Source organism: Halogeometricum rufum (genome assembly GCF_900112175.1).
GTDB lineage: Archaea > Halobacteriota > Halobacteria > Halobacteriales > Haloferacaceae > Halogeometricum > Halogeometricum rufum.
On sequence record NZ_FOYT01000003.1, the window covers coordinates 98,007 to 120,072 of the forward strand.

21 protein-coding genes are annotated in these 22,066 nt (G+C 67.6%); 11 read left to right on the forward strand and 10 right to left on the reverse strand.

Annotation, left to right across the window (positions count from 1 at the left end):
* Window positions 1–15: 15 nt before the first annotated feature.
* Window positions 16–588 carry a hypothetical protein gene (locus BM310_RS15610; RefSeq protein WP_245778517.1) on the forward strand — a complete coding sequence of 191 codons (573 nt, stop codon included), beginning with the start codon at window positions 16–18 and terminating at the stop codon, window positions 586–588.
* A 138-nt stretch (window positions 589–726) separates the two neighbouring features.
* Here BM310_RS15610 and BM310_RS15615 read toward each other — a convergent pair whose 3' ends face one another.
* Window positions 727–1,323 carry an HdeD family acid-resistance protein gene (locus tag BM310_RS15615; RefSeq protein WP_177232669.1) on the reverse strand — a complete coding sequence of 199 codons (597 nt, stop codon included), beginning with the start codon at window positions 1,321–1,323 and terminating at the stop codon, window positions 727–729.
* A gap of 167 nt (window positions 1,324–1,490) precedes the next feature.
* Between BM310_RS15615 and BM310_RS15620 the strand changes: the two genes are divergently transcribed.
* From BM310_RS15620 to BM310_RS21875, 4 genes are all read left to right on the forward strand, one after another.
* Window positions 1,491–2,843 (forward strand): TIGR00341 family protein, encoded by a 1,353-nt coding sequence (locus tag BM310_RS15620; RefSeq protein WP_089809451.1) that lies wholly within the window; start codon window positions 1,491–1,493, stop codon window positions 2,841–2,843.
* A gap of 204 nt (window positions 2,844–3,047) precedes the next feature.
* A complete protein-coding gene (locus tag BM310_RS15625; protein WP_089809453.1) occupies window positions 3,048–4,382 on the forward strand; it encodes a metallophosphoesterase in 1,335 nt (444 codons plus the stop codon).
* Between the two features lie 195 nt (window positions 4,383–4,577).
* Complete coding sequence (locus tag BM310_RS15630; protein ID WP_089809455.1) at window positions 4,578–6,245, forward strand: MFS transporter; 1,668 nt, start codon at window positions 4,578–4,580, stop codon at window positions 6,243–6,245.
* A gap of 464 nt (window positions 6,246–6,709) precedes the next feature.
* Window positions 6,710–8,203, forward strand: coding sequence for a multicopper oxidase family protein (locus BM310_RS21875; protein ID WP_089809457.1), 1,494 nt, complete (start codon window positions 6,710–6,712; stop codon window positions 8,201–8,203).
* A 22-nt stretch (window positions 8,204–8,225) separates the two neighbouring features.
* Here the strand turns inward: BM310_RS21875 and BM310_RS15640 are convergent, their stop codons facing one another.
* From BM310_RS15640 to BM310_RS15650, 3 genes are all read right to left on the reverse strand, one after another.
* A complete protein-coding gene (locus tag BM310_RS15640) occupies window positions 8,226–9,200 on the reverse strand; it encodes a hypothetical protein (protein ID WP_218156455.1) in 975 nt (324 codons plus the stop codon).
* Between the two features lie 9 nt (window positions 9,201–9,209).
* Window positions 9,210–9,956 carry a DUF4396 domain-containing protein gene (locus tag BM310_RS15645; protein ID WP_089809458.1) on the reverse strand — a complete coding sequence of 249 codons (747 nt, stop codon included), beginning with the start codon at window positions 9,954–9,956 and terminating at the stop codon, window positions 9,210–9,212.
* A gap of 404 nt (window positions 9,957–10,360) precedes the next feature.
* Window positions 10,361–11,029 carry an AIM24 family protein gene (locus tag BM310_RS15650; protein ID WP_089809461.1) on the reverse strand — a complete coding sequence of 223 codons (669 nt, stop codon included), beginning with the start codon at window positions 11,027–11,029 and terminating at the stop codon, window positions 10,361–10,363.
* Window positions 11,030–11,164: 135 nt separating this feature from the next.
* Between BM310_RS15650 and BM310_RS15655 the strand changes: the two genes are divergently transcribed.
* The gene (locus BM310_RS15655) at window positions 11,165–12,547 is read left to right on the forward strand and encodes an FAD-binding oxidoreductase (RefSeq protein WP_089809462.1); all 1,383 of its coding nucleotides are present in this window, start codon (window positions 11,165–11,167) and stop codon (window positions 12,545–12,547) included.
* Window positions 12,548–12,597: 50 nt separating this feature from the next.
* Here the strand turns inward: BM310_RS15655 and BM310_RS15660 are convergent, their stop codons facing one another.
* Entirely contained in the window at window positions 12,598–13,008 is a 411-nt protein-coding gene (locus BM310_RS15660; RefSeq protein ID WP_089809464.1) for a GlcG/HbpS family heme-binding protein, read from the reverse strand.
* A 264-nt stretch (window positions 13,009–13,272) separates the two neighbouring features.
* Here BM310_RS15660 and BM310_RS15665 point away from each other — a divergent pair, with 264 nt between their 5' ends.
* Both BM310_RS15665 and BM310_RS15670 read left to right on the forward strand, forming a co-directional pair.
* Window positions 13,273–14,688 carry an ADP-dependent glucokinase/phosphofructokinase gene (locus BM310_RS15665; RefSeq protein ID WP_089809465.1) on the forward strand — a complete coding sequence of 472 codons (1,416 nt, stop codon included), beginning with the start codon at window positions 13,273–13,275 and terminating at the stop codon, window positions 14,686–14,688.
* A gap of 10 nt (window positions 14,689–14,698) precedes the next feature.
* A complete protein-coding gene (locus BM310_RS15670) occupies window positions 14,699–15,352 on the forward strand; it encodes a hypothetical protein (protein WP_089809467.1) in 654 nt (217 codons plus the stop codon).
* A gap of 48 nt (window positions 15,353–15,400) precedes the next feature.
* Here the strand turns inward: BM310_RS15670 and BM310_RS15675 are convergent, their stop codons facing one another.
* Window positions 15,401–16,045, reverse strand: coding sequence for a phosphoribosyltransferase (locus BM310_RS15675; protein WP_089809470.1), 645 nt, complete (start codon window positions 16,043–16,045; stop codon window positions 15,401–15,403).
* Between the two features lie 106 nt (window positions 16,046–16,151).
* Between BM310_RS15675 and BM310_RS15680 the strand changes: the two genes are divergently transcribed.
* On the forward strand, window positions 16,152–16,790 hold the full coding sequence (locus tag BM310_RS15680; protein ID WP_089809472.1) for a dienelactone hydrolase family protein: 639 nt from the start codon (window positions 16,152–16,154) through the stop codon (window positions 16,788–16,790).
* Window positions 16,791–16,847: 57 nt separating this feature from the next.
* Here BM310_RS15680 and BM310_RS15685 read toward each other — a convergent pair whose 3' ends face one another.
* The 3 genes from BM310_RS15685 to thiL form a co-directional block, all read right to left on the reverse strand.
* Window positions 16,848–17,717, reverse strand: coding sequence for a universal stress protein (locus tag BM310_RS15685; protein ID WP_089809474.1), 870 nt, complete (start codon window positions 17,715–17,717; stop codon window positions 16,848–16,850).
* Between the two features lie 142 nt (window positions 17,718–17,859).
* Window positions 17,860–18,009 (reverse strand): DUF7557 family protein, encoded by a 150-nt coding sequence (locus tag BM310_RS21495; protein ID WP_449271708.1) that lies wholly within the window; start codon window positions 18,007–18,009, stop codon window positions 17,860–17,862.
* Window positions 18,010–18,132: 123 nt separating this feature from the next.
* Window positions 18,133–19,008, reverse strand: coding sequence for a thiamine-phosphate kinase (gene thiL / locus BM310_RS15690; protein WP_089809476.1), 876 nt, complete (start codon window positions 19,006–19,008; stop codon window positions 18,133–18,135).
* Between the two features lie 60 nt (window positions 19,009–19,068).
* Here thiL and BM310_RS15695 point away from each other — a divergent pair, with 60 nt between their 5' ends.
* On the forward strand, window positions 19,069–20,229 hold the full coding sequence (locus tag BM310_RS15695) for a methionine adenosyltransferase (protein WP_089809478.1): 1,161 nt from the start codon (window positions 19,069–19,071) through the stop codon (window positions 20,227–20,229).
* A gap of 94 nt (window positions 20,230–20,323) precedes the next feature.
* On the opposite strand, the gene BM310_RS15700 is transcribed toward BM310_RS15695, so the two are convergent.
* Window positions 20,324–20,953 carry a class I SAM-dependent methyltransferase gene (locus BM310_RS15700; RefSeq protein ID WP_089809480.1) on the reverse strand — a complete coding sequence of 210 codons (630 nt, stop codon included), beginning with the start codon at window positions 20,951–20,953 and terminating at the stop codon, window positions 20,324–20,326.
* Window positions 20,954–21,048: 95 nt separating this feature from the next.
* Between BM310_RS15700 and BM310_RS15705 the strand changes: the two genes are divergently transcribed.
* Window positions 21,049–22,056 carry a pyridoxal phosphate-dependent aminotransferase gene (locus BM310_RS15705; protein WP_089809482.1) on the forward strand — a complete coding sequence of 336 codons (1,008 nt, stop codon included), beginning with the start codon at window positions 21,049–21,051 and terminating at the stop codon, window positions 22,054–22,056.
* Window positions 22,057–22,066: the final 10 nt, after the last annotated feature.

Below are 22,066 nucleotides of genomic sequence, written 5' to 3' on the forward strand. Positions count from 1 at the left end.
GCCCGTCGAACGCGTGTGAGAACGGGAGGTACCGAGATAGCTCTTTCTCGGGACTCCCCCTCACTGGATGTCGTTCGCGGGTCCGTCGCGGGCGCGACGACCGAGGAATCAATATCCGGTGCGTGTTACCGATTCGGCACGACGGTCGAGGTGATGTTCGGCGTCGTCGTCTCGTACGGCGGTCTGCGGGGAGAAATCGGGACGATTCGTCGGACGCTCCGGCGCACCGACGAGTTCCGCCCGGAGTCCGAACTCGTCACCGAACTCGCCGGGTTCGTTCGAGTGAACGCCGACCGACTGAAGCGGGACGCGGAGGGGCGCGAACTCGACCGCGTGGAGACGGTGGCGCGGTCTCACGACTCCTGTCGGGAGGCGACGGCCGTCGTTCGAGAGCGAGCGACTGCGGAGGAACGGGAGGAGTACGGACGGTTCGTCCGGTGGTGCGCCGAACGGGTCGTCGACGCCGGCGTCGAGGGCGGGGTACTGCGGTTCGGTGGTCGCCGGGTCAGTCCGGCCGAGAGAGCGTTCGTGGACTCCATCGCGGACGCGTTCGACACCGCCGGGCATTCCACCGAGCCGGACGGGTGAGAGACTCGTTCGGCGAGCGTGGGGGTGTCCCCCGACGCCAGCACGTCCGCCCTCGACTCCGGGTCGGCGTACTCCTCACGGCGAGTGCGTCCCCCGTGACGTGTCTCGAAGAAGGGAGGGCCTCACTGCCGAGGCCGTTCAGACACCGGTGTCGGGCCGAGGGGTCCGGGGCGGAGTCGGGGCGAGTTCGGCGCTGGCCGCACGGCCGAGGACGACCATCGAGAGCCCGGTACTCAGGAGGTTGACGCCGAACAGGAGCCCGAGTGCCCACGCGGCAGTCGCCGGGTATCCGGCGAAGAGGAGGCCGGCGAGCAGGAACGAGATGCCCCCCGAGACGGCGGGCCACACCCATCCGCGCTCGGTCCGGAGCGACCACGCAAAGTAGAGCAACGCGACGCCGTCCGCGACGAAGTAGGCGACGAGGAGGAGCGTCAACGACGTCAGCGCGAGCACCGGATTGAACAGCATCGCGAGGCCGGCGACGAGGAAGACGACGGCGAGCAGTATCTCGCCGACGGCCCCTCGCCACCCCGACGCGGAGAACGCGTGAGCGACGTGGGCGACCCCGGCGATAGCGAGTGCGCCGCCGATGAAGAGTCCGACCGTGAGCGAGGACAACAACGGGAAGAGTATCGCCCCGACGCCCAGTACCGCGAGGAGTCCGCCGACGATCATCAGGGTGCGACCCTCGTCACGGAGGATAGCTTCGAGCGGTGCTTCTGTCTCGGTGGCCATCTCCGGCTCGGTAGGGGTAACAGAACTCATGTTCGAACGTATTGTACGTTCATATCAGTCATAAGCACATCCTACGAGCTCCGAGAATATCACGTCTCCCTGACGGCGACGACACCATCCTATCAGAGCACTCATACTTTTTGTTCTCTCGTCGCTTCCTACTGTGCATGCGACTCGTACAGGTGTTGGTACCGGAGGGGAGACGAGAGAGCGTTCTCGACTCCCTCGACGTGCAGGGAGTCGACTACGCAGTCTTCGAAGAAGTCGGACGGGGGGACTTCGAGGCGATGGTACAGTTTCCCGTTCCGCCCAGTGGCGTCGAGACGGTGATGGAGGAGTTGACGAAGGCAGGTATCCGAGACGACACGTACACCATCGTCCTCGCCACGGAGACGGTCGTCTCACAGCGTCTCTCGGCGTTGAAAGAGCGATTCCCCGGCCTCAGGATCTCTCGTGAAGAGCTCCACGCCCGAGCGGAGGACCTCGCACCGGCGAACTCGACGTTTTTCAGTTTCTTGCTACTCAGCACTGTCATCGCCACGACGGGCCTCCTCCTCGACTCCGCGGCGACCATCATCGGAGCGATGGTCGTCGCACCCCTGATGGGACCGGCAGTCTCCGCGTCCGTCGGGACGATACTGGCCGACCGGCGGATGGCGTCTCGCGGCGTCACCCTTCAGGTGACTGGTCTCCTGGCAGCCATCGCGACGGCCGCGATACTCGGGGTGCTGCTCCGAGAGACGCTCCTCATCCCGCCGGGGCTGGAGATTCGAGAGATCCCGCAGGTCGCAGAACGAACCAGTCCGAACGTCCTGTCGCTCTTTCTCGCTCTGGGGTCGGGAATCGCGGGGTCGATCAGTATCATGCGGGGGTCCGGGTCGACTCTCGTCGGTGTCGCCATCGCCGTCGCTCTCGTCCCGCCGGCGGCGACGTCGGGGTTAGGTCTCGCGTTCGGCCTCCCCAGCGTCGCCCTCACGGGCGCGGTTCTCGTCGTCGTCAACCTGCTGGCCATCAACCTCTCGGCGCTGATTCTGTTCTACCTGTCGGGGTTCAAGCCACTGGACGCCGGCGAGCAGGAAGGCGTCAGAGCGTCTATCGTCTCTCGAATCACCGTCATCGGTATAGCTCTCGCGGTTCTCTCTGTCGTCCTCGCCGGGGTGACGTACGCGTCGTTCCAGACCGCCTCGTTCGAGCGGGAGACGCAGATCGAACTCCAGCGACAGTTCGACGAGGCGGACGTCGAAGGGGTCGAACTCGCCAGTGTCACGGTGGACTACGGACCCGCCGACCTACTCCTCGGGAACCAGCCTCGCGTCGACGTGCTGGTCGGTGTCCCGCGTGACCTGGACGTCCCGCCCGACCTCGCACAGCGATTCGACGACCACCTGACCGAACAGATGGGCCGAGACGTGGTCGTCAGGGTCGGGTTCGTCGAAGCACAGATATCCGACGACGCAGAGACGAGGCCCTCGCTCGGAAGACTCGTGCCCGACCGGCCCCCGGTGATTCGCCATGGCTGAGCGCGCGACGGCCTCGTCCGACCGCGAGGGAGTTCGCGCGACGACCGTCCGTCGACGGTCGAGGCGGACGGGAGTCGCCACCGGCGGACGGACGCGATTGAGCGACGGCGGCGGCAGAGTCGCGACGACGCGCGGAGAGCGCCGCCGACGGCGTGTCGCACCGAGACGACCGTTTCGGGCCCGGTCGCAGCGAGGTGGAAGACCGTGACCGACGCGTACTACCTGATAAGTGACCTCCACATCGGCGGCGACGAGCAACTGGAGCACGTCGACTTCCTGGAGGAGTTGCTGTCGTTCCTCCGGATGCTCGAACGGACGGACGAGGACGCCGAGTTGATAATCAACGGCGACGCGTTCGGCCTGTGGGAGTTCACCGGCGTCGACGGACTGGACAAGTTCGACGCCCTCGTCGACCGGTACCCGGAACTGTTCGACCAACTCGAAGCCACCGGCAGTCGGGTTCCCATCACGCTCATCCCCGGGAACCACGACTACGAACTGGCGGCGTATCCCGAGTACGTCGACCGTCTGGCCGAGTACAACGTCACGCTTCGACAGGTGGTCTCGCTCACCCGAGAGGTCGGTGACTACGTCGTCCACGTCGAACACGGGATGCAACGGGACTCCAACAACCGGATTCCGGACTTCGGAAACCCCCACGCGAACCCTCCGGGATACTTCGTCAACAGACAGGTCACGAGTCGCGCCGGGCGTCTCTCCGCGCGCGGGAAGTTCAACTGGCTCAAGGACATCCAAGCGGTGACACCGATGACGCAGATTCCGGCGTGGATGGTGTCCAACTACTTCTATCGGGAAATGAGTCCGTGGCTCAGATACGTCTCCGCGCCGTTCTTCCTGCTGTTTAACGTCGGATTCCTCTACGTTCTCGCGTTCGCACTCGACGCAGTCGGTCTCTGGTCGCTCCCGATGGACCTCGTCGAAGGCGTCCTCGAACTGTTCGGTCCGGTGGGGACGCTGGTCGACCTCCTGTTGACGGCGAACCTCGTCATCACGCTGTTGCTGTTACTCGTCGCCATCCCCCTGTACGTCTTCGTCAGAGACGCTCGCAAGACGCTCAGACGGTTCGGAATCGACCGGCCGGACGACCGAGACCCGCCCGTCGACGACTATCTCGCGGGCGCGAGAGCGTTGTTCGCGTCCGACCCGTCGGTCGCCGTGTTCGTCTACGGGCACACCCACCGACCCGCCGTCACCGAAGTCGACGGGAGGGCCGTCGTCAACACGGGGACGTGGCTGAAGCGACTCCAGCGAGTCGAACCCAGCTTGGGTGTCCTCCCGCCCGTCTTCTACTCCTGGTACCAACTCAACTACGTTCGTCTGTCGGCGGCGGACGACGGCGGCGTCGTCGTCGACTACGAACTCGTCGAGAAGGCGGCACCGGACGACGAGACGTGGTTCCAACGCCTCGTCACGTCGGCACCGAGACGGGAGGACGAGATTCCGGCGCGAACAGTCGTCCGACCGACGAGTGAACCGAACGAGGCAGTCCAAACGGACTCGAATCCGGGAGTCAGGTGACGGGCGGACCGCGACTTTCCCGGAACGGACCGGAGAAGGGACCGAGGCGTCGGAGAACCCGAGTGCCAACTGGTGCCCGCACTGCGGCGAGCGACTCGACTCGGGCGACTCCCACCGCTGAGTCGGGCCTGCCGGAAGACGGACCTCTCGGTCCGTAAGGGAGGTTTATCGAGCGCGGCGCCGTATCGGACGTCTATGGAATCTGACGCGAATGCTTCCGTCCCCGACGACGACACGGTGGCGGCCAGTTCGGCGGGAGGGTTGGCGTACTGGGGACCGGCGGTCGCGGTGAGTCTCGCGATGTTCATCGGCGTCATCGATTCGACGTTGATGAACGTCGCGATTCCGGCCATCGTCGTCGACCTCGACACGACTGTCACGGTCGTACAGGGAGCGATATCGTTCTACGCGATGGTCATGGCGGCGTTGATTCTCCCCGGCGGCAAACTGTCGTCGATGTACGGGATTCGGCGACTGATGACCGCGACGCTTCTCGTGTACGGAGTCGGGACGACGCTGGCGGCGCTGAGCTGGAACGTCGTCGTCCTCTACGTCGGGTGGTCCGTCATCGAGGGCGCCGCGGCCGCCGTGTTACTCCCGCTGACGTTCACCGTCCTCCTCGTCAGTTACGAAGGGCGGGACCGGGCGAAAGCGCTCGGTATCCTCGCCGGGGTGAACGCGGCCGGGGCCGCTTTCGGCCCGCTACTCGGAGGGGCGGTCACGACGTTCGCGAGTTGGCGGTGGGGCTTCGGTATCGAGGTGCTCATCGTCCTCGTCGCACTCTTCTTCGTTCGGTATCTCCCCCGCGAACCCCTGACCGAGACTCGCTCGGCGTTCGACGTCGGTGGGACGGTGCTCTCGGTCGTGGGGACGACAGCCCTCGTGGCCGGCGTGCTGTTCGCAGGCCGGTACGGCTGGGTGGCGTCTCGCCGACCGTTCGTCGTCGGCGACGTTCGGCTGGACCTGTTCGGGGCGTCCCCGACCGTCTGGCTCGTCGGCCTCGGAATCGTCGTCTTCGCGGCCTTCGTCCAGTACGAGCGACGAATCGAGCGACGCGGCGGGTCGCCCCTGGTTCCGGTCCGTCTGCTGGCGAACGGGGCGTTCACCGCCGGCGTCGTCACGAACGCGTCGCGGTCCCTGGTCCTCGCCGGGTTCATCTTCGTGGTGCCGGTCTTCCTCCAGTCCGGCGCGGGATACACCGCGTTCGAGACCGGCGTCGCGATGCTCCCGTTCTCGGTCGCGACGTTCGTCACGTCTCTCTTCACGACCGACTGGCGGCGGTTCGTCCCGTCGAAAACGCTGATTCAGGGCGGAATCGTCCTCATGGGGCTCGGGATACTCTCACTCGTGTCTCGGACGACGCTCGACGCGACGCTGGTGCAACTCGCCGTGCCGATGGCGCTGGTCGGCCTCGGCCTCGGGCTCGTGATGGCGCAGCTTATCGACGTGACGCTCTCGTCGGTCGACGCGAAGGACGCGGCGGCGGCGTCCGGTCTGATGAACGCGACGATGATGCTCGGCTACTCGTTCGGGACCGCTATCGTGGGCACGTACTTACTGCGCCGATTCTACGGAGGCGTCGTCGACGGCGTATTCGCCGCCGTGGGCACGGACGTGTCGGCCGGTGACCGGGCGGGACTCGTGTCCGCTCTCGAAGACGCCGCGGAGACCGCGACCAAAGAGACGCAACGAGAGTTCCTCGACGGCCTCTCCGCGGCGCAACGAGAACTGCTGGTCGGCGTGTTCGACAGCGCGATCGTACAGGCACAGCGAGAGACGCTGTTGCTCCTCACGCTCCTCGTGCTTCTCGTGCTCCTGCTCTCGACGCTTCTCCCGGGCGGCGAGACCGACGCCGAGTCGTAGACCGGTGGCCGGTCGTGACGGTGATTCGACTCGCCGGCCGACGCTACTATACGTGCCACACTTTCGATTCACGATGGCGTCAACCGTCCGCCTCGGCCGCGATGCACCCGAATCTCACTGCTTCGGGAGCCGACGCGGAACGTACTCCTCCGGAAACGAAGGAAATAGGCAGTAGTACGCGAAGCTAGTCGGGTCCTTACGTGGCCATTACTGTAACGTCGAAACCGGTAGAGGCAACTTACCCGTCCGAGGGACGGTCAGGCGGACGGGTCGGTAGCGACGAACCGCCGTCCGAATCCCACACCTGCGCGTCGTCTCCGCTTCGAGCAAAACGGGCCCGAAATACCTATCCGGCGGCGAACGCTACGTTGGAGTACGCTCTTCACAGGGGAGCACAAGACTGTGCGTCCGCGGCGCCGAATCGGTCGACGGCGACCGTCGCGTCCCCGAGACACTCGAAAACGATGGAACCCGACCACAAGCACACGCGCGAAGACGGTACACCGAACGACGACCAGTCGAGACCGCTCTCCCGGCGGGCGCTCCTTCGCTCGGCTCAGGTAGCCGCGGTCGGTGCGCTCGCGGGATGTGTCGGCAGTATCCCGGGAACGGGCTCGAACGGTCGCGAGGTCACGCCACGGCCGACGGTCACCGAGGAACCGGACGAATCGGTCGGTCTCACCGCCGCGCCCGGGACGGCGACCGGACCGACCGGGGCGAACGAGACGTGGGCGTACGAAGGGCGGTTCCCGGGCCCCGAACTCCGCGTTCGAGAGGGAGACGTTCTCGGCGTCGAACTCACCAACGACCTGCCCGACGAGACGACGATTCACTGGCACGGCGTGCCCGTTCCGAACCCCGTCGACGGCGTGCCCGGAGTGACGCAGGAGCCGGTGCGGCCCGGCGAGACGTACGGGTACGAGTTCCGCGCCGAACCTCCTGGCACGTACTTCTACCACAGTCACGTCGGACTGCAACTCGACCGCGGGTTACTCGGTCCGCTCGTCGTCGAGGAACGGGACCCGCACGTCGAGTACGACCGGGACGTGGTCGTCGTGTTCGACGACTACCTCCCCGGCGAACCGCACCTGCCATCCGACACCGGTCCGGGCGGTGGCGGTATGGGGGGCGGCATGGGTGGCGGCGGCGCTGGCGGAACGGGAGGCGCGAGGATGGGCGACGCGCGCCCGCCGTACGAGGGACACCTCGTCAACGGCCGACTCCCGAGCGACCCGGCACGGTTCGAGGTGACGGAGGGTGAGCGGGTTCGGTTCCGGTTCGTGAACGCCGCCAGCGCGACGGTGTACGGCGTCCGGATGGCCGGTCACGAGATGGCGATAACGCACGCCGACGGCCGGCCGGTCGAACCGGTGCAGGCGGACTCGTTCGTCTTCGGTGCCGGAGAGCGATACGACGCCGTGGTCGAAGCGAGCAACCCGGGGACGTGGTCACTCCGAGCGGACGCGCTCGACGGGAACGAACCGCCCGCGAGGGCGGTTCTCGCGTACGACGGGGCGAACGAGTCGGCGACGCCGACGGCCCCGTCGTCGCCGAGCGAGCGACTCGAATACGGGGACCTGCGCGCCGTCTCGTCGCTCGACGGGGTCGACGGGAGTCCCGACAGAACCTTCGACCTGACGCTGTCCCGCGGCAGGGGGGAGTACGTCTGGACGATCGACGGACAGGCCTACCCCGAAGCGGACCCGCTCTCGATTCGCCCGGGCGAACACGTCCGCATCCGGATGACGAACCGGAGCCCCGTCGTCCATCCGATGCACCTCCACGGACACTTCTTCCGGGTCGGCGACGCCGTCAAAGACACCGTCCTCGTGCCGGGTCACATGGGACAGGTCGCCATCGACTTCCACGCCGACAACCCCGGTCGGTGGCTGTTCCACTGTCACAACCTCTACCACCTCGACGCGGGGATGGCGCGCGTCCTCAGATACGTCGAGTGAGCGTTCGCCGAGGCCGCTCCTCCTACCCCTCGTCTCGTTCGGCGTCGGCGAACGGGGCGACCGAGGTGTTCCGCTGGGCGACCCACGAGAGTCGCAGCACGAACGAGAACAGCACCGCGAGGGGAGCGAACCCCGCAGCCAACGAGACGACGACGAACGGGAGCACCCAGCCCGGAGTCGGCGGTGCCGACCCCACGGCGCCGTAGACGGCGAGTACCCCGGCGGTGAGAACCTCCACCGGAACGCCGACGTAGAGCAGGAGTCGCGAGAGGTACGAGAGTTCCTTCTCGATGTACACCGTCCGGAAGTACTTCCGCGCGGTGTCGATGTGGAGCAGTTGCTCTCGGACGCGGTCCAGCAGTCGGCGCTGGTCGTCGGTTAGCTCGTCGAACTCGGACTCTATCGCCGCGATTTCGTACAGCTGTGACGCGTGGTTCGTCCCGAGGGTCGCCTCGATGACACCGAAGATGTCCACGCTCGACCCGTCGAGTGTCGCTCGCACGTCGGCGGCGTCGGACGAGAGGTCGTCGGCGAGTCCCGCGACGCGTTCGGACAGTCGCCCGTCGTCGGTCTCCGAGAGGGAGTCGCGCAGCGCCATCGCGTCGGCGCTGACCGCCTCGTGGAGGAAGCGCAGGAACGCCGTCGGCGAGAGGGGGGTCGGCGACGACCCGGACGTCTCTTCGACCTCGTTCCGGTACGCCATCGCGTCTCGAATCCGGTCGTGGAGTTCCCCGGGGGAGCCGAGTTCGCGCGAGAGGACGAGTTGGTTGATGGAAAGTACGACGGTGACGAGGGTGAGGTTCCCCCCGAAGAGAGAGCTGAACAGGAAGTACATCGGGCTCGACGGCGTCCCGGAGAGGAGTCCGACGGCCGCGGCTATCGAGAACAGGACGAGGATTCCCGCGACGAGAACCGCCGCGACGGCTGGTCGGGCACCGCCGACGAGCGCCCAGCGAACGACCGTCCCGTCGAGCGTGTTTCGGATTCCAGAGGACACGGTGAGGGATCAGTCGCCCGCCTGCGCCTGCGAACGCGTGCTGCGGCCGTCGTCGCCCATCTCGGCGGGGTTCTTCATACCCTCTTTCACGCCGAAGTTGACGAGGACGACGTTGATGGGGAAGGCGGCGACGAACCCGAGCGACAGCGAGAACGCCAGCGCCATCCAGAACAGGACGTCGGTGACGTGTGCCGACGCGGCGAGGAGCAGGTCCGCCCCGATGGCGACTATCTCCATGATGGTGATCGACGGCGTCTCGCTGTAGAGGGCGTCCTTCATCGACTCCCAGAAAGCGACGCCCTCCTGCATCAGGGGGCCGACGGTGAGCGCGTAGCCGAACAGGTACGCGAAGCCGAACGTGATGGCGGCAACCCAGCCGATTGCGAGGCCGAGAATCGCCTGTGCGGTGAGGATGCCGACGACTTCGCCCGCACCGCACCCCGAGTAGCAGTGGGCCGTCGAGCGGAGACCCCGTCGCCACACCGAGTCGTGCGAAATCTGCGTCCGTCCGGAGTACCAGTAGATAGCGAGGCCGAACGGGCCGGAGTAGAGGACGACCAGCGTCCAGACCCCTTTCATCATCGACGGGAGCGCCTGATTCCGATTTCTGACGTCCCACCAGAGCGTGCCGACGGACGCGACGACGAGAAGCGCCCAGACGCCCATCACGGCGGGACTGGAGAGGATCGGTGTCAGCAACTGGCGGGCCGGTGCGAACGTGTGTTCGAGCTGTGTGACGAGTTGTTGAATTGGCATGTGTGGGTCGGTACGCTGCCCGAACCAGACTCGGAGACGCCGCGGGCAGTCACTCACTCTGAGTGCAATCGAGACACCGTTATCGCGGGGAACATTAGACCATTGTGGCTATCGTGCGATACTGCACCACGACATCCGCTCCTCGTTCGGGTGTCCGCACTTCGCGCACGGGACAGTCACCGATGGAGAGAGTTCGACTGAACCACGTCTAGCGATGAACTGGCACCGTTCGATAGTAAATTCGGTCGTTCGTTCGTCTCCCTGTTCGGAAGAGTGGTGTGTGAGAGAGCTCTGTCAGAGAAGGTCCGGTTTTGAGACCACCGCTGCTTCAGATGAGTAACAAACCTATCCGCGAGTAGTTTCGGGAGGCGGAATCCGCGAGTCGCCCCGAACGCGCCGACGGACTACTGTCCGTGTCGTTGACCGCCCTCCTCGTACGGTTGAACGACGACGAAGCCCTCGTTGCCGGTGAACTCCATCTGCACCGCCTCGCCCGACGTCTGACCGATTTCGAACGTCTTGTTCGTCGCGACGGACGGAGAGAGGTTGGTGCTCCACGCGACGGTGGCGTCCGGGTCGGTGAACACCGGCGGCGTCATCACCACCGGGTCGCCGTGCGTCGAGATGGCCACCGTGCCGGGGCCGGTGAGGTAGACGTTCGTCAGACCGCCCGCCGCGGCCTCCGAGAGGCCGCCGATGGTGTTTATCTCGTAGTCGACGCCGGACTCGAACGCGAGGACGTCGTCGCCGTTGACCGAGATGGACTCGTCCGCGTCGAGGTCCAGAATCTGAACTTTCTTGCCCTGGTCGGCGACGTAGAGGTTCCCGTTGCCCTCGGCCTCCATTATCGGCGTCCCTTCGCTGCTGACGGCCTCTTTGATGAACCCGGTGAGTCCGCCTTCGGCGGACGACTTCCCCGTGAACGTCATCTCGCCGGTGTAGGCGACCATCGTCCCGGCCTTTATCATCACCGTCCCGTCGACCGGGACGTTCAGCAGTCGCTTGTTCTCTCGCTGGAATCCGTCGACGCCCGTAGACGGGGCGTTCGACCGCGTGAACTCTGTTAACTCCATTACGGTTCGGAACTGATAGCAGATAGATATTTATATGCTGTCATCTCGATCGGGTCGACGGGTACCGTCCGTGTGGCGCGGTTCCAATCGCCGTGATGAGTAACACCAAAGGGGGCAGACGGCGAACACCGACCAATGCCGAACTGGGACTGCGACTTCCTCGCGACGCTCGAACTCGACGGCCGCGTCGAGTTCGGCGTCGGCGAGCGCGACCGATACGCGGCGGACGCGAGTCCGCACGACCCCGCCGAACCCGACGCCGTCGTGCACGCCGCGTCGACCGAGGACGTGTCGGCGGTGTTGGCTGCGGCCGACGACCGGGGCGTGCCGGTCACGCCGTGGGGCGGCGGGTCCGGCCTGGAGGGAAGCGCCGTCCCCGTCGAGGGCGGCGTCGTCCTCACGACGCGCGGTATCGACCACGTCGACCCGCGGCCGTCGGACCTCGTGGCCACGGTCGGACCGGGCGTGGTCTACGACGACCTGAACGACCGACTCGCCCGCCACGGTCTGCGGTTCGCGCCCGGCATCTCGAGCGGCGACCTCGCCACGGTGGGCGGGATGGTCGCCACGAACGCCTCCGGCTTCAACGCCGTCCGCTACGGCGAGACGCGGGACCACGTCCGCCGCCTCGAAGTCGTCCTCGCGGACGGGACCGTACTCGACTGCGGGACGGCGGCGGTGAAGACGTCCTCGGGGTACAGCCTGGTCGACCTGTTCGTCGGCAGCGAGGGCACCCTCGGCGTCGTGACGGAGGTGACGTTGGGACTCGTCGGCGTCCCGCAGGAGAAGCGCGCGGCGCTCACCACCTTCCCCGACGAGCGCTCGGCGGCCGAAGCCGTCGCGGAGGTGATTCGGTACGGCGTCCGCCCGGGTGCGCTGGAGTTCGTCGGGCCGACGCAGGCGGAACTCATCGACGCCTACAGCGACGCCGCCGACCTCGCGCCCAAACCGACGCTCGTGGTCGAACTCCACGGCAACTCCGCGGCCGGCGTGGAGGCCGACCTCGAGTTCGTCCGCGAGATATTCGACGACTGCGGGATGGACCGGTGGACCGAGGCCGACCGAGGAGAGATGGACGGCGTCTGGGCCGCCCGGCGGGACGCGCTCCCCGCGGCCCGCGCCCACCGGGAGGAGTGGGACGTTGGCGTCGTCGGCGACGTCGTCGTCCCCATCTCCGCGTATCCCGACATCGTCGCCGCCGTCGAGGCGGCCGCGGCGGACCTCGACCTGCTCACGCCGTGCGTCGGCCACGCGGGAGACGGGAATCTCCACTACACGCCGCTGGTGGACCCCGACGACGCGGAGATGGTCGCTCGCGTCCGCGAACTCAACGAACGCGTCGTCACCACCGCGATAGAGATGGGCGGCACGGCCACGGGGGAACACGGCGTCGGCATCGGCAAGCGGTCGTACATGGACCGCGAACACGGCGCCGCCGTGGCGGTCATGCGCGCGATAAAGGACGCGCTCGACCCGAACGGGACGCTCAACCCCGGGAAGATGCTGCCGCCCGAGTGACGGCGACCCCCGGGCGACGGGAAGTGCGAGCGTCGGTCGGCGACGACCCGCTAGCCGGACTCGAACGCCTCCACGGCGGCCGACGCCACGGTGACGTCCTCCTCGGCGCTCCCCCCGGAGACGCCGACGGCGCCGACGACGGTGCCGTCGACTTCGAGCGGGAGACCGCCGCCGAACGTGACGATGCGGCCGTCGTTCGTCCCGCCGAGGCCGTACAGCGACTCGCCGGGCTGGGAGACTTCCCACACCGTCTCCGTATCCATCTCCAGCGAGACGGCGGTGTACGCCTTGTTCTGTGCGATGTCGATGCTGGCGAGGAGCGCGCCGTCCATCCGGTGGAACGCGACGAGGTTCGCCCCGTCGTCCATCACCGCGATGCACATCGGGACGCCCATCTCCTCGGCCCGCGCCTCTGCTGCCGATACTATCTCCTTCGAATCGTCGAGCGTTAGCTTTGTCATGTGAGTCACCCGACTAGTCCTGTCCACTCGCAGCTACGTAAACCCGCTAGCTCGGCGTCCGCAAGGCGGTTCCCAGCCGCTGGCACGGTATTCAGTCAAGTCCGAGAGACTGTGTGATTACAACGATACTCTCGTAAAGTTAAAGCGAACGTCACGACGGCGGGTGGCGCAGCGCTCTCGGCTGGTCGAAGTAGCGAGCAAAGCCGTGCAGACGACCGATTGCCCACCACCAGTTACTTACTCGGGTCGGCGGAATAGGGGTGCATGACGGAGGCTCGCAGTCGACTCGAAGACGACTTGCAGACGGTGCGCGACCTGTCGCTGTTCGTCGCGTACAACGCGAACGTGGACGCGGTGATTCGGGTCGACGAGTCCCTGGAGGCCGCACTCGAACCGCCCGCCGGCGACCCGGGGACGACGGCGCCCCCGGACCGCCTCGCGTCGAAGTCGGACCTCGCGACCGCTATCGCGCACGCGATGGCCGCGGGCGAGGGCGACCAAGGCGCCATGACGGCCGACCTCGCCGACGAACTGGAGGCGAAACTCCGCGCGGACGCGATGCAGATGGGCGGACAGGCGGGCATCATGACCAACCTGCTGTCGACGCTGGCGGCGTCGCCCGTCGTCTACACCTACCTGCTGTCGGAGACGCAGCGGTCGATGTTCGACCGACCGGAGCGAATCCGGTTCCCCCTCGTCGAGGACGGCGAAGTCCGGTTCGCTTCCCTCGACGACGCGCCGACAGCCGAACGAACGAAGATAAACTGGATATTCGAGTTCAGGGAGGGCGCGGAGTTCTTCGGCGTTCGAGCGACGGGCAACACGCGGTTCATCGCCGCCTCGCGGCCGCCGGAGTTCGACCTGCACGCCGGCGAACTCGACGCGGTCATCGACCAGGTGGGCGACGGCACCCACGGCGCACTCCTCGCGGGGTACCACAACCTGACGCCCGAGAACGTCGAGGCGGGCTACGACCGGACGCTTCGCCACGCGCGGGACGTGCTGCGCCGACTTCGGTCCGAACGGGAGTTCCCCGTCCACGTCGAGTACGCGGTCACGCACGACGACGAACTTCGTCGGAGCGTCACGGAGACGATTCTCCCGGAGGCGAACGTGGTCGGTCTGGACCCGCACGAACTGAGCCTGCTGCGGGAGGACCTGAACCTCGCCGCCGAACCGGCGGACGAGGGCGACGGCGCCGTCGGCGCCCTCGAGGAAGCGTCCCTCGAAGACGAGTCGCCGGAGCGGTCCATCGTCGCGCACTACCGAACGCTCGTTGCGCTTCGGGACCGCCTCGGCGTCGACTGCGTCCGGATGCACGCCATGCACTACCACCTCGCGGTGATGGACGACTACCTCCCGCCGGAGGCCGTCGAACGCGGCCTCGAATTCGCCGCCGTCAACGCCGCGACGAAGGCCGCGACCGGGCACATCGACGGGCCGGAGGCGCTCGAAACCGGGCTGGAGTACGAACCGTCGACGGCGGGGAAGCGGGCCGTCGAGTCCCTCGCGGACGCCGTCGACGCGACGGCCGAGGACGGCGTGCTCGCGACCCCGTCCGTCGTCGCCTGCCCGAACCGCGTCGTCGACGACCCCGCGGGTACGGTCGGCATCGGCGACATCGTGTCCGCCGCCAGTTTCGCGCTCGAAGTCGGCGCGACGGTCGAGGACGCTCGGTGACGGAGAACCCGTGTCCGACAGTCTCGTCGCCGGCGGCACCCGATTCGCGCGGACGGTCGGCAGATACGTCAACCACGACGACGTGCTCGTCCGGTTCGCGTCGCTGTGGGTCGTCGTCGCGGCGGCGTTCACCGTCGCGTGGGTCGGCAGTTACGCCTTCCTCCCGCAGAGACTGCTGCGCGGCGGAAATCCGGGCGCGACGGCCGACTACGCCGGCAGCGTCGCGTCGGAGTTCCTCCGTCTCTTCGCGTGGAACGTCGGCGTCACGCTCGTCGCGATAGCGGCCAACACGTTCCGGTCGGTGAACACGCCGCTCGGATACGTCCTCCTCGTCGTTCAGGCGCCCGGGTACGGCGCAATCTGGGGGACTGGGTCGCTGGCGGTGGGGACCGGCGCGCGAATCGCCCCGTCGCTGTCCGTCCTCGTTGCGCGGAGCGGACCGCTGGAGATTACGGCCATAGTCGCCGTCGTCGTCGCCACGCGCGGCGTGATGGTCTGGCATCAGGCGTCCGGACCCCGCTGGAGGGAGGAGTTCGAGCGCGTCCGGTCGCCGCGCGAGTGGTCGCTGACGCGTCGGGAGTGGGTCGTCCTCGCCGTCGGCTACCTCCTCTTGGCGGTCGCGAACTATCGCGAGGCGACGGCAATCGCGCGAATCGCGGGGTGAGACGACCGTCGAGCCAGCGGTCGCGACGCGACGACGCCGACCGGTCGCTCACTCGTCCAGTTCGAGGTAGCTCATCGCCTCCTCGTCGGACACCTGGTCGAACCGCTCGTAGAACTGCCCGACGCCCATGAACCCGCTCGGGGTCAGGAGGCAGACGACGTCGTCGGCCATCGCCGACAACTCGTCGACGGTTCGGGGCGGTCCGACCGGCACCGCCAGCACGATTCGCTCGGCGTCGCGGTCCGCGAGCATCCGCAGACAGGCCCTGACGGTCGACCCCGTGGCGACGCCGTCGTCGACGACGACCACGCGCTTTCCCGTCAGGTCGGGAGCCGGTCGGTCGCCGCGGTACTGTTCGACCTTTCCCCGGGCGTTCTCGGCCTCGCGTTCGCGCTCCCGTTCGAAGTAGTCCTCGTCGGACCCGGTCCGGGAGAACGCCTCCTCGTTGCGCCAGACGGTGCCGTCGCTGGCGACGGCGCCGATGGCGTACTCGGGGTTCCCCGGCGCGCCTATCTTCTGTGCGACGACGATGTCGAGCGGTGCGTCGAGCGCGTCCGCGACGGCGCGGCCGAGGGGGAGCCCCCCGCGGGGAATCGCGAGGACGACGTCCGCGTCGACGCCCCGGTCACGGAGCGCCGCGCCGAGTCGCGCTCCCGCCTCGGCCCGGTCGCTGAATCGGCGAGGGTCTGCCATGCGTGTTCGTGTGTGAACGTCTCCCACTGCCCTGAAACGCGCGAACGTTCCCACGCGATAGGAACGACCCCGACCGCTAAAGCGCGGCGGGCGCGTCGGTTTCAGCATGACGCAGCGCAGCGAGACGCTCGTCGACATCCCGGTCGAGGGCGTCGAACTGGAGGGGATGCTCGAAGTCCCGCCCGGGGCGACGGGACTGGTGGTGTTCGCTCACGGGAGCGGGTCGAGCAGGAAGAGTCCGCGCAACAACTACGTCGCCGAGGTCATCCGCGAGCGAGGGCTCGGAACGCTCCTGTTCGACCTCCTGACCGAGGAGGAGGACCGGCTTCGCGAGAACCGCTTCGACATCCCGGTGCTGACGGACCGCCTCGTCGCCGTCACCGAGTGGGTGCGGGACCGCGACGATACCCGCGACCTGAACGTGGGCTACTTCGGGTCCAGTACGGGCGCGGCGTCTGCGCTTCGGGCGGCGGCGCGTCTGGGCGACGACGTGGGCGCGGTGGTCTCGCGCGGCGGCCGCGTCGACATGGCGTCGGAGGTGCTCGACGACGTCGGGGCGCCGACGCTGTTCGTCGTCGGGGGTGCCGACACGCAGGTGCTGGAACTCAACCGCGACGCGTTCGCCCGCCTCGACTGCGAGAGAGACCTGCACGTCGTCGAGGGCGCGGGGCACCTGTTCGAGGGCGAGGGCGAACTCGAAGAAGTCGCCGCGGTGGCGGCGGACTGGTTCGAGGACGCGCTGTAGGGGCCGACGGGCGGGGCAGACGGTTACGACCGCGAGCCCGCGAGTCGAATCGCTGGCTCACTCCTCGGGACCGCCGTCAGAAATCGTGAAGACGGGCAGGTCGCTGGTCCGGACGACGCGTTCGGTCACGCTGCCGAGGAACCGCTGGTCGAGTCCCGTCTGCCCGTGCGTCCCCATCACGATACAGTCGACGCCGTACTCGTCGGCGTACTCTGTGATGGCCCCGTGCGGCGACCCGGTCAGGACCGACGCCTCGACGGTCCCGACGCCCGCCTCCGTGGCGCGTTCGACTATCGCGTCGAGCACCCGCTGGCCGGCGTCTTCGAGCGACTCCAGGAGGGTGGCGGGGTCGGTGCCGCCGTGGAGGACGCCCGCGTCGACGACGTGGACCGTGTGCAGTGCCGCACCGGTCAGTCGGGCCAGTTCGATGGCGTGGTCGGCGGCGGCCCGCGCGCAGTCGCTGCCGTCGGTCGGCACCAGAATCGCGTCGAACGGGAGGTCGACGATCGTCCCCTCGTGGACCGTGACGACCGGCACGGGCGACTCGCGTATCGTCCGCTCGGCGACGCTCCCGAGTACGAACCGGTCGACGCCGGTCCGGCCGTACGTTCCCATCACGATGCAATCGATAGCGTGTTCGGTCGCGTAGTCGAGGATGGTGCGGTGAATCCGGCCCTCTGATTCGACCGCGGTGACGCTCACGTCGAGACCGGCGTCGGTGGCTATCTCGGCGGCGGGCGACGTCGCGCGCTCTGCGCTCCGCGCGAGTCCGTCGTCCGCTTCGTCCGCCGTCGACGACTCCCCGGGTTCGAGGACGTGAACGACGTGGAGGTGGGCGTCGAACCGCCCCGCGAGTTCGACCGCTGTCTCGGCCGCGGCCCGCGCGACGTCGCTCCCGTCGGTCGGCACCAGTATCGAGTCGTACATGGTCGCTCTACCGGTCGGTACGGCGCGGGGGACATCAACGTGACACTCGGTCCCGGTCCGCAGGAATCGGTCGCGGTTTCCCGGCGGCGGCCGAACCCGCGGCGACGGCGGATTCCGCGGTGCCGTCACGGCGGCGGGCGACTCATTCGGAGTAGCCCTCCTGGAGGAACACCCCCTCGGTCTCGTATATCGCGACGAGTTCGGTGATGAACTCCTCGTACGTCTCGTCATCCTCCAGGTGGTCGTCCAGTCGCTCTCTGAGTTCGTCGCTGATTTCGAGTGTGTGCGTCACGGTCGGAGAGGCCTCCACACTCCCGTACGCGGACGAGCGTCAAATAGACACACACCTGTCGACGGGGCGGGCCGGCGTCGCCACGGACGGTCGAGTCGGCATCCGCGCGGCGACGGAACGGTCTCAGTCGCCGTGGGTGTACCCCCGGTCCGGGACCGGTTCCCCGTCGATGGTCACCGCTTCCTCCGTGACCTCCCCGACGACGGTCACCGGAACGGGCGAGGCCGTTCGCGCGGCCTCCAGTCGGTCGCGAGGGACCGTGAACACGAGTTCGAAGTCCTCGCCCGTGTAGAGGCCGCACTCGCGTTCGTCGGCGTCGGTCGTCGCCTCCTCGAAGACGGCGTCGTCGAGCGGAACGCGGTCCCACGCGACGGCGAAGCCGCAGTCGCTGGCCTCGGCCAACTGGTGGAGCGACCGGGCCAGTCCGTCGGAGGAGTCCATCATGGCCGACGCGTGCGGGGCCAGCGCTCGGCCCGCGGCGACTCGCGGTTCGAACCGGAAGAGGTCGTTCCCCCGGTCGTGTGCCCCTCGCTCGAACGCGCGGATGGCCGCTCCGGTCCGTCCGAGCGTCCCCGTCACGCAGACGGCGTCGCCGACCGCCGCGGTGGACCGATAGACGGGCGCTTCCGTCCGGCCGACGACGGCGGAGGCGACCGTGAACTCGTCGTGAGTGTCGAGGTCACCGCCGACGTACCGGCCGTCGACCAGTTCGCAGACGTCGCGCGCGCCGCGGACGAACGCGTGCAGTTCGTCGCCGTCGAACTCGGGCGCCGCGTAGGCGGCGACGGCGGCCGTCGCCTCGGCCCCCATCGCGGCGACGTCCGACAGCGAAGCGCCGACGGCGCGCCAACCGGCGGTGTACCGCGTCGTCCCCTCGGGGAAGTCGGTCTGCTGGTGGAGCATGTCCACCGTGAATATCAGGTCGCCGACGACGGCGGCGTCGTCGCCGGCGTCCGGGAGCCACTCGTAAATCGCCGCGAGCGATTCGCGTTCGTCCATGTCCGAGGATGGGGACAGCGGCGGATTATTCTTTGCTAGCACACCACAGTCTCTGTACCGATGGCGAACCCAACAGTCACGATTCGATACCTCGACCGGAATCCCATCTCGTCGCGTTCGACGGAGTTCGTCGAGCGGAAGGGAATCGGGCATCCCGACTCCATCTGCGACGGTATCGCCGAAGCCGTCTCCAGACACCTCTCGCGGCGCTATCTGGACGAGTTCGGTCGGATTCTCCACCACAACACCGATAGCGTGCAACTCGTCGCCGGAACGACGGACCCGGCGTTCGGCGGCGGAACGGTCGGCGAGCCGATGTACGTCCTCCTCGGCGGCAGAGCGACGAAGACCGTCGACGGCCGACGAATCCCGGTCGACGACATCGCCGTCGAAGCCGCCGAAGACTACGTCGACGCGCGGTTCCGGGAGGTGTCCAGAGACGACGTCGAGTTCGAATCGAGAATCGGAGAGACGTCCGTGGAGTTACGGTCGCTGTTCGACGCGGGCGCGGTTCCACGAGCGAACGACACCAGCGTCGGCGTCGGCTACGCTCCGCTGTCGGAGACCGAGAGAATCGTCCGCGGGATCGAATCGGAGCTACGCGGAGCGATTCCGGCGGTCGGCGAGGACGTGAAGGTGATGGCGTGGCGCTCCGGGGACGACCTCCGACTCACCGTCGCGGCCGCCGTCATCTCGCGGCACGTCGCCGACATCGACGAGTACGTGGCGGTGAAAGAGTTAATTGGTGAGACCGTCAGACGCTACGCGACCGAGCGGACGACTCGAACGGTACACGTCGACGTGAACGCCGCCGACGACGTCGGGTCGGAACGCGTCTACCTCACCGAGACCGGCCTCTCCGCGGAGATGGGCGACGACGGGAACGTCGGACGCGGGAACCGAGTGAACGGGCTCATCACGCCGCACCGACCGACGAGTCTCGAAGCGACGGGCGGGAAGAACCCGGTCAGCCACGTCGGGAAACTGTACAACGTCGTGGCGACGAACGCCGCCGAACGCGTTCACGAGACGCTCGGTGCCGACCACACGGAGGTGAAACTGCTCTCGAAGATCGGTGACCCGGTCACGGAACCGATGGCCGTCGACATCGACACGACGGCGCGCGACGACGAGGCGGTGCGGCGCGTCGTCGAGGACGAACTCGAAGAGACGCCGTCGCTCACGGAGGCCCTCGTGGCGGGACAGGTGCCGCTGTTTTGACCGCTTCCCGTCCGCGTTGCGGTCCGCGGCACAGAGTCGACCGCGGCGGGTCGTCGGCGGATACGCCTCGACTAGCGTCACCGCGTCCCCGGCGCTATCGACTCGCCTTGATGCCGACGAACGAGCCGTCGCCGTACCCCGACTCGACCGGTTCCGGACCGTCGACGTCGCCCGGCCAGTGGTAGATGGTCTGCACGAAGTCGAAGTCGGTGAAACCGGCGGTCTCCAGCGCCTCGACGAGTTCCTCCGTCGAGACGAACACCGCCTCCCGGTAGAACGGGTTCGCCTCCTTCTTCTCCTGATAGGTTCGACCGACCGGGCTGTCCCTGTCGATGTACCCGACGACGAGCGAACCGGAGGGAGCGAGGACGCGTTCGGCCTCCGCCAGCGTCCGGGGGATGTCGTCAACGAAACAGATGGTCGTCACGATGAGCGCGGTGTCGAACGTTCCGTCGCTGAACGGGAGGTACTCTGCGACGCCTCTGACCGCCTCGATTCCGCGTTCGCGGGCGTACGCGAGCATCTCGACCGCGGGGTCGAGTCCGACCTGCATCCCGAGCGGTGCGGCGAACCGACCGCTGCCGACGCCTATTTCGACGCCGTAACCGGTCGTCGACACGAGGCGACCGAGGGCGTCCAGTTCGGACTGGTAGGCGTCCTCGTGCGCCTCGAACCAGTCCTCGTATCGCTCGGTATGCGTCTCGAACGGGGCTGTCTTCGGCATGGGTGGATGTACGAGCGACGTCGATACCAATGTTCGGGGCGGGACGAGCCCGCTTCCGGGAAACGCTTGTTACGACGCGCTCCGTCAGTCCTCGTATGGCCGACGCCTCGACGGTAGAGAAAGGTGGCGCCGGATTCGAGGGCGTGAAACTCCTCCTCTGTGAGAATCCCCTCCCGCCCATCGACGAGGCGGTCGAAGCCGCCCGGGACGAACTGCCGAGGAGCAACCACTACACAGAACCTCACTCGGCGCCGTTGCGAGAACTGCTCGCCGACCGCGTCGGCGTTTCGACCGACCACGTTCACGTCAACGCCGGGTCCGAACTGATTCTCCGCCAGTTGTTCGACCGGTTCGGACAGCAGGTCCACCTCCTGACGCCGACTTACCCCCTGTTCCCGGAGATTTCCGAGGTGTACACCGAGACGCGGCTCACCCCGGGCGATGACTTCCGGTTCGACCTCCGCGAGTTGGAGGTCCCCGACGGGACGACGCTCGCCGTCCTCGTGAACCCGAACAACCCGAACGGGACCGGATTCGATACGGCGCCGCTCCCGGCGTTGCTCGACGCGAACCCCGAGGTGCGGTTTCTGGTGGACGAGGCGTTCGTCGACTTCGTCGACGAGTCGGTGACGGACCTCGTGCCCGAACACGACAACCTGCTCGTGACCCGGACGCTGTCGAAGGCGCACAGTCTGGCCGGCTTTCGCGTGGGGTACGCGGTCCTTCCCGAAGCCGTTGCCGCCGACCTGAACGCGAGCAACGACGCCTATCCGCTCACGCGACCGAGTCAGGCGGCGGCCATCGCGACCCTCGAACACGAGTCGAAGATTCGAGGGCGCATCGCCGACCTTCGGTCGTGGGCGGGGCAACTGGCCGCCGACCTCCGGTCGCTGGGCGTCGAGACGTTCCCGACGGAGACGTACTTCTTCCTCGCGGACTTCGCCCCGCACGACGCGGCCGACGTCGCGGCGGCGCTACGAGACCGGGATATCTACGTCAAGCCGCTCGACGACGACCGACTCGGTCCGGGGTACATGCGCGTGACGACGGCCCGACCGACGGACAACGAACGGGTCGTGAGCGCGCTGGAGGAGATACTCTGAGGGGGCGGCG